The following is a 13,420-nucleotide window of genomic DNA, read 5'->3' on the forward strand; positions in this document are numbered from 1 at the left end:
GCATATGCTCGCGAAGGCTCCAATGTTTCCAGCTACTGCCTCAAATGAAAGGTCTTACTGGTTGATGCGCCATGGGACGCTGTTCTTCGGCAGCATGCCGTGGGTGTAGAGGTAGTCAATGGTGGACAGGATGCCCAGCACCGTGCCGCCGCCTACGAGCGCAGCCAGGAAGGAGAACCCTGCGACGGAAGACATGTCTACGTCCTTGCCGTCCTTACCGTTGATGCCATCGCGGCCGTCACGTCCGTCGCGGCCATCGCGACCATCCTGGCCGTCTTCGCCGTCGCGGCCATCCTTACCGTCCTGGCCATCCTCACCGTCTCGGCCGTCACGACCATCGCGTCCATCGCGGCCGTTCTCGCCATCCTTACCGTCACGACCGTCACGACCATCGCGGCCGTTCTCGCCATCCTTACCGTCACGACCGTCACGACCATCGCGACCGTCGCGGCCATCCTGGCCATCCTGGCCGTCCTTACCGTCTACGCCATCCTGGCCGTCTTTGCCCGGAACAACCGCAGCTTCGGTAGTGGAAGGTTCGGTGGATTCCTCAGAGGTCGGCTCTTCAGCGGAAGTTTCTTCTGCGGAGGTCGGCTCTTCGGTGGCCGTTTCTTCAGCGGAGGTCTCCTCGGTGGAGGTCTCTTCTGCGGACTCAGACGGGGTGGTCTCCTCAGAGGTAGCATCCTCAGAAGCCGGAGCCTCGGAAGTGGTCTCCTCAGAGGAAGGCTCCTCAGAAGGGTTGTCCTCAGCAGGCTGGTCCTTGGTCTTTTTGCCGTTGAGCATATCGGAGCACAGCTGGCCGGCTGGGGCGTTCACGGCCGCGAGATCGGAAGCTGCGGTGGAGATGTTGTTCAGGGAGTCTTCGATGCTCTTCTGCTGGTCCTTGCTCAGCTTCAAGTCGCCAGCAACGCCGGCACCAGGAACCAGGCCGGCGATGGTAACGGCTGCATTAAAGAGCTTGAGGATTACCTTGGTGCCCTTACCAAAGACACCGTCTGCGAACTTGAGCAGGCCGGAAACGGTCTTCTTAGCGCCTTCCGGGTTGTTCATATCAACGTCGGCATCGGCGTTATCGATACGGCCGATGGCCATGCCCTGGGCCCGGGAGAGATCCCAAGTCACGGTCTTGTCCTTCTCGCCTTCCTTGACCAGCTTGGCAATGCCGTCCCAGGTCTTGCCGGAAATCTTGTCAATGAAATCGGCCGGAACCAAGTCACCGACAACCGGGATGATCTCCCAGACGGTCTTGAGGATCTTTTCGCCGCCATCGTAGAAGGCCTTAGCCAGCGCAAGCTTGAGGTCAAGCATGTTGCCTTCCTTGTCAGGGGCATCAGTTACCTCACAAACGAGCTTGTCCCTCTTCTCATCCTTGACCACCTTGACGTTGACGTCGCCGTTGGAGGCCTCGGTCTGTGCAAGTTCCTCGAGGGTGGTCGGCTTTGCAGACTCCTCAGAAGCCGGAGCTTCGGCGGTCTCCTCCGCGCCGTCTACGGCGTACGGGGTGATGGACTCGGCAGCGTCTTCTTCCGCATCGAGTTCTTCCATCGCCTTATCGCCGGCGTTGTTTTCCTCCAGCAGGTTGCCGTCTTCATCGAATTCGATGCCGTTGAGGCTTACGGTATCGTCGGTGGTCTTTTCCTCGACGAAGGTGGTGTCGTCAGCCGCGACGGCGGTAGGCACAACAGTGATGGAAGAGAAGGTGGCTACGGCCACTGCGCTGGCAATAAGGCGAGAAGTTCGGCGTGCGCCCATGGATTAACTCCCTGTAAATGTGATTATAAATGAGATTGCGCTCGCCGCGTGTGGATGGTGCTAGGTCGCGGCGTTCGCATGGACAGGGAATACCGTACAGCGCGTTAAGAGTATTTTCTACTTAGATTTTAAGGTTGACTTAGCAACAATACCGCTGGATACAGCACCCAAGCCACTGAACAGGCATAACAGAAATTGTATGGAACGGCCGTTAACCTAAAATTTCCCTAAATGCTTCCCCGAATTGGGGCACCCTAGTGCAGAAAACTTCAACGGCCACCGAGAGAGGGAATCTCGGTGGCCGTGAACATCCCCTTGCGTGAAACAAGGAAGTCTATGTGATTTATGCAGTTGTAGCCCGGCGGGCCGCCTCGCGCTTAGCGCGGACCTTTTCCACCACTGCAGCAACGCGGGCGCGCTCTTCTAAGAACTGCGGTGGGTTATGCCCGCGCATCGTGCGGACATAGGCCGGGTGGGTATCCAGCACCGTGTGCTTCCATGCTTGAACCGCAATGAGTGCGGACTCGCCGGTGCGCTTGTACAAGTGCGGCAGCGAGACCATATCGAGGTTGCGGGCCACGGCGTCGGTTTGCGCGAGCACGTACTCGACTACCTCGCGGAGGTAATCCGCCACGGCCTGGGTGCGAGAGCGCAGGGACTCGGCCAGCTCGTGCACCACGATGGGCTTGGAGATGGGGAATCGCTCATCCAATAGGCGCGGGGTAAGTTGTTCCGGCTCTTCCACGTCATTCACGCCGGAAGAAGCGGCGGAAATGGTACCGGAGCGCACACCGGAGACCAGAGCTTGGCGCAGGCCCATCAGCTCGCCCACACAACGGCCGGAGTCAACGCGGGCGTCTTCGACGATATCGCCCAGCTCAGCTAGGCAATCCATGCACAGCTCTTCGTCCCAATCCTCGATGGCTTCAATGAGGTGCTCGAGATATTCTGCGACTTCGTCGCCGATATTGTAAATCTCTTGCGTAAGCTCGCGGTGGCGCAGCTCGGCGGCGATTTTATGCATAGGCTTCGAGCCACTCCTTCCACGGTCCCATTTCTAACCTCTAGTAGAGGTTGAGGTTTGCTGTAACGCCTCACGACTTTATGCGAGATCCGCCGCCGCAAGCGCGCGACACTCCGAAGCCATTCACAGGTTTATGGCAGGTTCGCCCGCACTGAAGCAAAGATGGTGGGGTGAGCTGCAGAAGGGGGCGTCGGCAAGCAGGGCATAAAGAAACACCCGAGGGAATTCCCTCGGGTGTACCCGTCGCGCAGCCTAGCGCTTGTACAGGTGCTCGATGGCTGCAGCATAGCGCTGCGCTACCACGTTGCGCTTAACCTTCATGGTGGGGGTCAGCTCATTTTCTTCCTCGGTAAGGTCAGATTCGAGGATGTAGAACTTCTTGATGCCCTCCGCATGGGAGACGGTGGCGTTGACCTGGTTGATGGCATCCTGCAGCTCTGCGCGCAGGGTCGGATCGGTGGCCAGCTCGCGCATGGAGCGATTCTCCGGAATGTTGTGGTCCAGCTTCCAGCGCTTCAAAATGTCCGGATCCAGGGTCAGCAGCACGCCAACGAAGGGCTTGCCATCGCCTACCACCATGGCCTGGGAGATAAGCGGGTGTCCGCGCAGGATATCCTCCATCGGGCCAGGCGAGACATTCTTGCCGCCGGCCGTGACAATGAGGTCCTTCTTGCGGCCGGTGATAACGAGCTTGCCGTCCTCATCAATCTCACCCAGATCGCCGGTGTTGTACCAGCCATCCTCGAGGGCCTCGGCCGTGGCTTCCGGATTATTCCAGTAACCGTGGAAGACGATATCTCCCTTGATGCAGATTTCGCCTTCATCGTTGATGCGGAAGGTCACGCCACCCATCGGCGGGCCAACGGTGCCGATGGACTGATCCACAAAGTCCACCGCGGCCGCGGCGGCGACCTCGGTCAAGCCATAGCCCTCATAGACCGGGATGCCGATGCCGCGGTACCAGTGCAGCAGGTCGTGGCCCATGGCGGAGCCGCCGGTAATGCAGTACTTCACGTTGCCGCCCACGCCCTTACGGATGTTGGAGTACACCAGCTTGTCAAAGACCTTGTGCTTGGCCTTGAGGAAGCGGTCCGGCCCCTCCGGCTTATCCAAAGCCTTGGAGTACTCGATGGCTACCTTCTCGGACTGCTCAAAAAGCAAGGTCTTGATACCGGAATCGGCCACCTTTGCGGCAGCAGAGTTGCGCACCTTCTCAAAGACGCGCGGCACGCCCAAAATGACATTCGGGCGGGAGCGGGCGAACTCGATAGAAATGGTGGAAAAGTCCGACCAGTGGTTCTGGGAGGCGCCGCGCATGGCCACCGCAATGGATACCGCGCGGGCAAAGACGTGGGCCAGCGGCAGGAAGGTCAGGGTATGGCTGCCCGGCACGGCGAAGATGCCGATGGGGTTGGTGCACAGGCCACGGGTCTGGGCCAGCCAATTGCGGTGGGTCAGGATGCAGCCCTTGGGGCGTCCGGTGGTGCCCGAGGTATACACCAGGGAGGCCAGGTCATCGGTGGAGGTGGCCTTGATGCGGGCGTAGACCTCGTCGGCGGTCACGCCGCGGCCCTCAAACTTCAAGGTATCGATGGCAGAAGAGTTGATCTCCAACACGCGGCGCAGCTGCGATGGGGAGCCCTTGAGGTTCGGCTCGCCGTCTTCTTGCAGCACCAAGTTTTCTACCAGCTCGGAATGCTCGCGGGTTTCCGTGATGGCGAGCACGGCGCCGGAGTCCTCAATGATCCAGCGCACCTGGGAGGCAGAAGAGGACGGATAGACCGGCACGGAGGCGGCACCGGCGGCCCAGATGGCGAAGTCCAGCAGGGACCACTCATAGCGGGTGGCAGAGATGAGGGCGACGCGATCCCCCTGCTGCACACCCAGGGCGATAAGTCCCTGGGCTACTTCAAAGACCTCATCGATGAATTCTTTGCCCGTAACGTTGACCCACTCGTAGTTAGCCGGGCGGGTGAACATGACGCCGTGAGGGCGCTTCTTCGCGGTGTCCATCAGGGCGGTCAGGCAGGTTTCGCCCGGCTCGATAGTAAATTGCGCTGGGGTATGCACTTCTTGCAGGGTCACGCGGTGTCCTTTCGAACAGCTAATTATTAATCTCCGCCTACTGTACCAATCTGTTCCCCAGCAGGCGCGTTGTCCCCGTGGCACAATGTGGCCTGTGACTACCCGCGACTTGCTTGAAGAACTCGCTCAGCGCCACGGCGTGGCCACCAGCTATACCTCCCAGTCTGGTTTCCCCGTCCACGTCGCTGATGACACTATTGCCTATACCCTGCGCGCCTTGGGCGTGGCCATCGATGACAATCCAGACGATGCGGCGCTAACGCAGCTGCTTTACGACGACTACCTGGACCGCTCCTCCCAGCCCCTCCCCCACTGCGTGGTCGCACCCCAGGGCCAAGAGCGCGGGTTCGTGGTCCACGTGCACGCGGGCGATGCCGCCAACGTACACATTGAGTTGGAGGAAGGAGGCACCCGCGAGGTCTACCAGGATCCCAATGATGCCCCAGACGCGAACGTCGATGGCACGCTTTGGGGCGAGGCGAGCTTCCACATCCCCGGCGATCTGCCCATGGGATACCACGAGTTGGTGCTGGAGTCCGGGGGCACCGGCAAGCATGCCTGCCCGCTAATTATCACCCCGGCGCGCCTTTCTACGGCCGATGAGTTTGTGGAGCGCCCCATTAGCGGCGTGATGGCGCAGCTCTATTCGGTTCGCTCGGAGTCTTCTTGGGGTATCGGTGATTTCCAAGATTTGGGGCAGCTAGCTGAAACACTCGCACCGCACGCGGATTTCTTGCTGGTCAACCCGCTACATGCCGCCGAACCGCTACCACCGGTCGAGGACTCGCCGTACCTGCCCACCACGCGGCGCTTTATCAACCCGCTCTACTTGCACATCGAGTCCATCCCGGAGCTCAAGCTCCTACCGGAGGACTTACAGGATGATGTGCGCGAGCTGGCGGAGGAGTTTCGCCAGCGCAACCGCAGCGCCGAAGAAATAGAGCGCGACACCATTTTTGAGGCTAAACTGCAGGTGCTGCGCGAGCTCTTTAACTACCAGCCCTCCCCGGAGCGCGAAGAGGCCTTCGTGCGCTACGCCCGCGAGGAGGGCCGTGGCCTGCGCGATTTCGCGTATTGGTGCGCGCAACAAGACGCCGCCGCGCAGTCGGGCCAGCGCCATGCCGAGGGCCTGGACATGGACAAGCTCACGCGCTTTTATTCCTGGCTGCAGTTCCTGTGCGATGAGCAGCTAGCCGCGGCGCAGCAGCGCGCACTCGATGCCGGCATGCGCCTGGGCCTGGTGACTGACCTTGCCGTGGGTGTGCATCCGGGCGGCGCCGATGCCGTAAACCTCACAGAGTATTTGGCGCCGCAGTGCTCGGTAGGCGCCCCGCCGGATGACTATAACCAGCAGGGCCAGGATTGGTCGCAGCCACCATGGCACCCGCAGCGCCTGGCCGCCACGGGCTATGCACCGTGGCGCGAGATGCTCTCCACCGTGCTGCACCATGCCGGCGGGGTGCGCGTGGACCACATCTTGGGCCTTTTCCGCCTGTACTGGATCCCGCGCATGGCCAGCCCGCTGACGGGCACCTATGTCTCCTATGACTTTGAGGCCATGGTGGGCATCTTGGCGCTAGAGGCGCAGCGCGCCGGTGCGGTGGTCATTGGTGAGGACCTCGGCACCGTCGAGCCGTGGGTACAAGACGTGCTCGCGCAGAAGGCGGTGCTGGGTACCTCCATCGTATGGTTTGAACGCGACGATGATAACTACTCTCCACTGCCACAGGAAAAGTACCGCCAGCTGGCGCTGTCCTCGGTCAATACGCACGATCTGCCACCGACCTTGGCGTACCTGCGCGGCGATCATATCTCGCTCCGCGCGCGCTTAGGCGTGCTGACCCGATCGGTGGAGGACGAGCAGCGCGATGACATCGAGTGGCAGGCCCGTGTCCTCGGCACCGTGGCGGATCGCGGCCTCTTGCCGCAGCGCGATTACCTCGTAGATCCGGATGAGCGCGCTTCTCGCGGCGCGGAGGAGGATATAAGCGTAGCGCTGCATCGCTATATCGCAGATACACCTTCGGCTCTCGCGTGCACCAGCTTGGTGGACATGGTGGGTGATGTGCGCGCACAAAATCAGCCAGGTACCACGAACGATCTTTATCCCAATTGGTGCGTGCCGCTATGTGATACCAACGGCGCTCCCCTGCTCATTGAGGATCTTCCTAGTCTGGAATTCTTCCAGCGCTTAGAGGCCACCAGCCGGAAAGCTAACGCTGGGCCTAGGCACTGATGCGGCGGTGGAGCGGGTTTAGGTCCACAGGCCAATGAGGGCGACGACGATGACCAGCGCGATCATCGTCCACAGTGTGAGAGAGACGCGGGATTTGGGCAGGGCGCGCTTGCGCTTTACGGGCTGTGCACCTGGCGTAGCCGCCGAGGCGGATGACTGGCCGGCGCGCTTTGCTTCGGGGTCCCAAAGACCCTCGCGGGGGTTAGCGCGCAGCTCAGCGCGCTCTTGTCGTGCGCGCTCGTTATTTTCCTCAGCCATGGTGGTCTACTTTAGTGCTGCGGCTGCGTTGCTGGGAAATCATGCATTTGCCTCGGTTGGCTACGTAATCGACACCCCACATCAGGCACCACGCTACGACCACCATGAGTGGCACGGCGATGGCCACCACGATGACCATTTGAATCCACACGGGCGCTTGCACCAACAATTGCGATAGCGTGCTGCCCAAGCTCGTCAACCACTCCATGGCTACTTATCCTACTTGCTCGCGGTAGTCTGGCTGACATGTCAAGCGCCCAGATTCCTGTTACCGTCGCCACCGCTTCCGGCCGGATCACCGGCGTGCGCCGCGATGGCCTGCATTATTTCCATTCGGTGCGCTATAGCACCATCCCCAGCGCCTACTCGCCTGCCGAGCCGCTCCAAGACACTCGCGACCAGGATGCCCGCGAGCCGCACCCAGCAGATATCGCTTTGTCCATTACCACTCCTGCCGATGCCAACGACTGCCCCGTCGTGGTCTATATTCACGGCGGGCGCTTTGAGCACGGATCGCACGAGGATCCGCGGCTGTCTGGGGAAAAGAATGCCCGCCACGGGGTAATCCAGGTCAACGTGGGTTACCGGGTGGGCTTGGCCGGCTTTGCACGCTTCGACGGCGACGAGGCGGACCGCTACCGCGGCATCGATGATTGCCTCTTGGCCTTGGAGTGGCTACAGGACAATATCGAGGCCTTTGGTGGCGATAAGACCAATATCACCTTGGTGGGCCAATCCGCCGGGGCGGCGATAAGCCTGTGGCTCGCACGCCGCGATCACTTCCGGGGCGGTTTCCGCCGCGTGCTGGCGCTCTCGCCGGCCTTCCCGCGCGACCGCTTTGAGCACCGCGTCACCGACCTGCGCAAGGCCCTCGGCGTGCCGGTAACGCGCGAGGCTTTGGAAAAAATGGACCCGGAATCGCTGGCCAAGGGGTATGCCAAATTCCGCAAGAAATATCGCTTCGATGTCGTCTTGGGCCCTGCACCACTGCGCGCCGAAGAATTGGCGGATATCCCTATCGTGGTGACGTCTACCCGCGATGAGTTCTATGACATGCCCCAAGCCCAGCGCATTGACAAGATGGCGCTGGCGGGCTTTATTACCAGCTACCTTTCACCCAAGTTTGGGATTTCGCAGGGACGCTTCAAGCAGTGGCGGCAATTGGCGCACTACGTGGACCCGCAGCGGCCGATGGGCCGACTCATCGGTGATGCCGCAGTGCGCCGTTGGACCGCCCAGGTGGCTGCGCATTCCCCGGGCCCGACGTGGATGATGGAGTTTACGCGCACCGATTCCCCTGCGGTGCATTGTGCGGAATTGGGCCCGCTGTTTGGCAGAAGCGGGAACGAGGCCGGCGAGGATACCCCCGCCGAAGAGCTCAACGAGTGGCTACGCCAGTTTGCCACCACGGGTGAGCCCGGATTCCCCAACTATGGCGATGACCACCGGGTGCTGGAATTTGACCTAGATACAGGCGAGCGCCGCCTAGCCTATGCGACCTTGGACTACGTGGCCGCAGCCTTCTACAACGACGACGAGCTTTAATTACAGCGCGGCACGTAGCTTTTCGTCCGCTAGCTCATCAATCATCCACGGGCTAAAGACGCCAGGCATGGCATCGGCGGCAGCAAAAAGCCGTGCTGGTTCGACCCACTGGTAGGAATCTACTTCTTCGGGGTTGGGCTCCCAGGCGGCGTCGGGGGCAAGCTCGACGGTATATACCGGGCAGATTTCATTTTCTACCGTGCCCGAGGAATCCACCGCGCGATAAGAAAAGTCCGGCAGGATAAGCTGCGGGGTAGACAGGTCTTCAGGCGCAATACCCAACTCAAAGGTGGCGCGGCGCAGGACCGCATCGGCGGTTTCCTCGCCGGGGGCGGGGTGGCCGCAGAAGGCATTGGTCCACACCCCGGGCCAGGTGAGCTTACCCAGCGCGCGGCGGGTTACCAGCACCTTGCCGCTGCAGGTTAGCCAGGCGGAGAAGGCAAAGTGCAGCGGAGTATCGGTGGTATGAACTTCGGCCTTGGGAGCGGTGCCGATGGGTTCACCCGCGGCAGAGGCCAAGACTACAAGTTCCGTCATAGATTAAGGTCTCCTACCCAGGTCACGTTGCCAATGTGCAAGCGTGCATTCCACAGGTTGCCGGGCGTCACGTCAAAGCGGTACTGCAGGTTTACCGAGGCGCCCGCGCCCAACGGGTGATCGAGCCCCGGTGGCTCCACGTCTGGGGCAGATTCCTTGTCATAGGGCAAGGAGTTGATCTTGGCCCAGCCGCCGTTGCCGTCGGCACGCTCAAGGGTGGGATCTTCAAAGGCGTCGACCGGCAAGGGCACGTCGTTTTCATTCTTCAGCAGGATGGTCACCACGGAGCCACCGGAGTTGTTATCGGAATACACTCCCTGTAGTTCCCAGCTCACGCCCAAGCCCTTATCCTTTACTGGCTCGGCAAGATTAGAGGTGATCTCTTTATCATCGGTGTCCTTGGCCTCGTACGGGGCCTCTTCGGAGCTGGAGACGGTGATATTGTCCCCCAGCCCGGTTTCTTCCGGCTGGAGAACGCTACATCCGGTCAGGGTCACGGCGAGTACGCTGACCACGCCCGCGCCGAGTGTGTGGGAAATTTTCACCGTGGATGGATCCTTTGCACGCGAAGATTGTTGTATTTCTGCACAAGTACCTTAGCCTAAACCTCCCTGAACTTAAGTATTTACGCTCGTTAACGCCGCATATGGCATACTGGGCAGTCGCTTAAATCTCTCCCCCCCTTTCCCTAATTCCGCGCACTAACCGCCGTTTCGAAGTGAGTGTGGTCTACTTATGAATTCCATTTTGCGCATTACCCGCAGTGCCTCTGCCCTGTGGCCCTTTTATTTAGGCGTGCTGCTGACCGCCACGATCACTGCGGTCGTTGCACTGATCTCGCCGTTTTTGACGCGCGAAGCCACCGATACCATCGTGGGCGCCCTGCAGAACGACGCCCCACTGGGCGATGCGCTGCGCACGGTGCTGTTGCTGGCAGTGGCGCTTTTTCTTGCCGACGCCGCCAATGCCCTCTTCCGCAATATCGGCGGCTACATCGGCGATGTCATGGTCTCGCGCCTGCGCGAGATTTTGTCCACGCGCTACTTTGCCAAGCTGCTGGCCCTCCCGCAGGGCTATTACGATAACCAGGTCACCGGCACGATCATCGCCCGGCTAGATCGCTCGATTGCCAATATCACGCAGTTCGTGCAGTCCTTTGCCAATAACTTCTTCACGATGATCATCCAGACCCTCGCGGTGCTGGCCATTACCGCGTGGTATTACTGGCCGCTGGCCGTCCTGCTCGCGCTACTCTTTCCGGTCTATATGTGGCTTACCGCGCTGACCTCGAAGCGCTGGCAGAAATTTGAGGCCGTCAAAAACGAGAATATTGACGTCGCCAACGGCCGCTTCGCGGAGGTCATCGGCCAGGTCAAGGTGGCTAAGTCCTTCGTGAGCGAAACCCGCGAGCTCTCCCACTTTGCTCAGCGCTACCGCACCGTGGTCGATACCACCAAGCCGCAGTCACGCTGGTGGCACATGATGGATACCTTCCGTGGCCTAGCCATGGCGGTTATCTTCCTCGGCATTTACGGCGTAATCTTCTGGCGCACGCTCGAGGGGCATTTCTCCTTAGGCGATATGGTCATGTTGCTACAAATGGTCTCCAGTGCGAAGCAGCCGGTTTTCATGATGAGCTGGATTGTCGATACCGCCCAGCGCGCCATCGCCGGTTCCAAGGACTACTTCAAGGTCATGGAAGAAGAACTCGAGCCTACCGCACCGCGCGAGCTGGTTGCCGCCACCACCGGTTCGCATACCCCGCAGCTCGACCTCACCCCGGTACGCCCGCTGGAGCCCACCCCCGGCGCGCCGGTCTTCTCCTTTGACCATGTCTCCTTCGCCTACGAGGAAGGCAAGCCCGTGGTGGAGGATATTTCCTTCGCCGCCGCTGAGGGACACAAGGTCGCGCTCGTGGGCGAATCCGGCGGCGGCAAGTCCACGTTAGTCAACCTCCTGCTAGGCCTTTACCATCCCTCGGCCGGGCACCTCGATGTGCTGGGGCACCGAGTAGACGATCTCACCGCCTCGCGCCTGCGCGCCTCGGTGGGCGTGGTCTTCCAGGAGTCCTACCTCTTTTCCGGCACCATTCGCGAGAACATCGCTTATGGCAAGCTGGGTGCCACGGAGGAGGAAATCGTGGACGTCGCCAAGCGGGCCAATGCCCATGAGTTCATCCAAGCCTTCCCGGACGGCTATGACACGGTCATTGGTGAGCGCGGTCTGAAGCTTTCCGGCGGGCAGAAGCAGCGCGTCTCCGTGGCGCGCGCCATGCTCAAGGACGCGCCCATCCTGGTGCTGGATGAGGCCACCTCGGCTCTGGATACCAAGTCCGAGCGCGCTGTGCAGGCCGGTCTGGATGAGCTAATGAAGGACCGCACCACGCTGATTATTGCCCACCGTCTCTCCACCATTGCAGACGTGGATACCATCATCACCTTGGATCGCGGCCGCATTGATGAGATGGGCTCGCCGGCCGAACTGGCGCAATCCGGTGGTATTTATGCCGAGTTGCTCAAGCTCACCCAATCCACCTCGGCCGCGGACCGCCGCCGGTTGAAGAAGTATGGCTTTGTCTCCGGCCCTGCCTCCGAATCCGAAGACGAGGAGGAGGACTCCCGGTGGGCCGACAAGGAAGATGAATAAAAGCGCATAAAAGCGCTGGGGTGGCCGCGAGCTTCGCGTTATGGTTATGGCCATGGAGTTTCCTAGCCTAGAAGAGTTGCAAGCCCGCGGAACCCGCAAGTGGACCGTCTTCGAGGAAGACGTCCTGCCGCTCTGGATTGCGGAATCCGACTTCCCCACCGCGCCCGCCATAAAGAAGGCGCTGGAAGACTTGGTGGATAAGGAAACCTTTGGCTATACCCCAGCTCCCAAGGCCTCGGGGCTGCGCGAAGCAGTGGCAGATTTCTACAACGACCGTTACGGCTGGCGCCCCAACCCGGAGCATATCTTTTGGATTGGCGATGTAGTGCGCGGCCTATTGCTCGGCGTGCAGTACTTCACCCGTGAGGACTCCCCCGTGGTCGTGCCGGTTCCTTCCTACCCACCGCTTTTGGAACTGCCACGCACCGCGGGCCGTGAGAAGATCGAGACCAGCTTGGAGCTCGACGATATTGAGCGCGCCTTCCAGGCGGGCGCGGGCTCTATTTTGTTGGCCAATCCCTATAATCCGCTCGGACGGGTGTTGGACGAGGACTACCTCACCGAGCTAGTGAAGCTGGCTGAAAAGTATGACGCGCGCATCCTCGCCGATGAAATCCACGCCCCACTGGTCTATGAGGGGCGGCATATCCCGGTGGCGTCGCTTAGCGCGGCGGCCGCGGAGCGCACCATCACGGTAACCGCCACCTCCAAGGCTTTTAATATTGCCGGGCTCAAGTGCGCGCAGATCATTTTCTCCAACACGGCCGATGTACACACGTGGAATGGCCTCACAGGCGTGGCCAAGGATGGCACGGGCACCTTGGGCGTGCTTGCTGCGGAAACTGCCTACCGCGAGTGCGGCGACTTCCTCGATGAAGAAATAGCGTACCTGCGGCAGACCCGCGATTGGTTGGTGGAGGAGCTGCCTCAGCGCATCCCCGGCTTAAAGACCAGCAAGCCGGACGCCACCTACCTGCTGTGGTTGGACTTTGCCGATACCGCTATCGGCGGCAACCCGCAGCCGGCCAAGTGGTTGCGGGAGAATGCGAAGGTAGCGCTTAATGAGGGCGATACCTTTGGCACCGGCGGCCCGGGCCATGCGCGGTTGAATTTCTCTACCTCACGCGAGATCTTAGAAGAGGCACTCGACCGCATGGAGCGTGCCTTCGCGGCTCTCGATTAATCCGGCCCAGCTGGGGCCGCCATGTATTCTGCGTCACCCCCACGCTTTGATTTCTCACCATGTGGGCGGTAATGTCTCATTACACGAACAGGCGTGACCCGCCATCTCGGACCGCGAAGAGGCACCCCGCCTCCGCCACCACCCTCGGCGGAAT

The 13,420-nt window shown here is 60.8% G+C and carries 11 protein-coding genes; 4 read left to right on the forward strand and 7 right to left on the reverse strand.

Annotated elements, in window-relative coordinates; translation table 11 throughout:
• Window positions 1–54 precede the first annotated feature (54 nt).
• From QKD99_RS01295 to QKD99_RS01305, 3 genes are all read right to left on the reverse strand, one after another.
• The gene (locus QKD99_RS01295; protein ID WP_347950505.1) at window positions 55–1,752 is read right to left on the reverse strand and encodes a hypothetical protein; all 1,698 of its coding nucleotides are present in this window, start codon (window positions 1,750–1,752) and stop codon (window positions 55–57) included.
• A 343-nt stretch (window positions 1,753–2,095) separates the two neighbouring features.
• Complete coding sequence (locus QKD99_RS01300; RefSeq protein WP_005324183.1) at window positions 2,096–2,776, reverse strand: hypothetical protein; 681 nt, start codon at window positions 2,774–2,776, stop codon at window positions 2,096–2,098.
• A gap of 252 nt (window positions 2,777–3,028) precedes the next feature.
• On the reverse strand, window positions 3,029–4,861 hold the full coding sequence (locus QKD99_RS01305) for a long-chain fatty acid--CoA ligase (protein ID WP_347950506.1): 1,833 nt from the start codon (window positions 4,859–4,861) through the stop codon (window positions 3,029–3,031).
• Window positions 4,862–4,955: 94 nt separating this feature from the next.
• On the opposite strand from QKD99_RS01305, the gene malQ reads away from it, so the two are divergent.
• Entirely contained in the window at window positions 4,956–7,097 is a 2,142-nt protein-coding gene (gene malQ / locus QKD99_RS01310) for a 4-alpha-glucanotransferase (protein WP_347950507.1), read from the forward strand.
• An 18-nt stretch (window positions 7,098–7,115) separates the two neighbouring features.
• On the opposite strand, the gene QKD99_RS01315 is transcribed toward malQ, so the two are convergent.
• Window positions 7,116–7,355, reverse strand: a complete 240-nt coding sequence (locus QKD99_RS01315; protein WP_198491887.1) for a hypothetical protein — start codon at window positions 7,353–7,355, stop codon at window positions 7,116–7,118.
• Entirely contained in the window at window positions 7,348–7,563 is a 216-nt protein-coding gene (locus QKD99_RS01320) for a hypothetical protein (RefSeq protein ID WP_347950508.1), read from the reverse strand. Before QKD99_RS01320 ends, QKD99_RS01315 begins: the two co-directional genes overlap by 8 nt.
• Before the next feature lie 38 nt (window positions 7,564–7,601).
• On the opposite strand from QKD99_RS01320, the gene QKD99_RS01325 reads away from it, so the two are divergent.
• Entirely contained in the window at window positions 7,602–8,900 is a 1,299-nt protein-coding gene (locus QKD99_RS01325; RefSeq protein ID WP_347950509.1) for a carboxylesterase family protein, read from the forward strand.
• Here QKD99_RS01325 and idi read toward each other — a convergent pair whose 3' ends face one another.
• Both idi and QKD99_RS01335 read right to left on the reverse strand, forming a co-directional pair.
• Complete coding sequence (gene idi / locus QKD99_RS01330; RefSeq protein WP_269953569.1) at window positions 8,901–9,437, reverse strand: isopentenyl-diphosphate Delta-isomerase; 537 nt, start codon at window positions 9,435–9,437, stop codon at window positions 8,901–8,903.
• Window positions 9,434–9,982: a hypothetical protein gene (locus QKD99_RS01335; protein ID WP_269953570.1), complete on the reverse strand. Its 549-nt coding sequence runs from the start codon at window positions 9,980–9,982 to the stop codon at window positions 9,434–9,436. Before QKD99_RS01335 ends, idi begins: the two co-directional genes overlap by 4 nt.
• Window positions 9,983–10,172: 190 nt before the next feature.
• Here QKD99_RS01335 and QKD99_RS01340 point away from each other — a divergent pair, with 190 nt between their 5' ends.
• Window positions 10,173–12,083 (forward strand): ABC transporter ATP-binding protein, encoded by a 1,911-nt coding sequence (locus QKD99_RS01340; protein WP_347950510.1) that lies wholly within the window; start codon window positions 10,173–10,175, stop codon window positions 12,081–12,083.
• Between the two features lie 52 nt (window positions 12,084–12,135).
• On the forward strand, window positions 12,136–13,266 hold the full coding sequence (locus QKD99_RS01345; RefSeq protein ID WP_347950511.1) for an aminotransferase class I/II-fold pyridoxal phosphate-dependent enzyme: 1,131 nt from the start codon (window positions 12,136–12,138) through the stop codon (window positions 13,264–13,266).
• Window positions 13,267–13,420: the final 154 nt, after the last annotated feature.

This window comes from Corynebacterium sp. c3Ub_189, from assembly GCF_039907195.1.
Lineage (GTDB): Bacteria > Actinomycetota > Actinomycetes > Mycobacteriales > Mycobacteriaceae > Corynebacterium.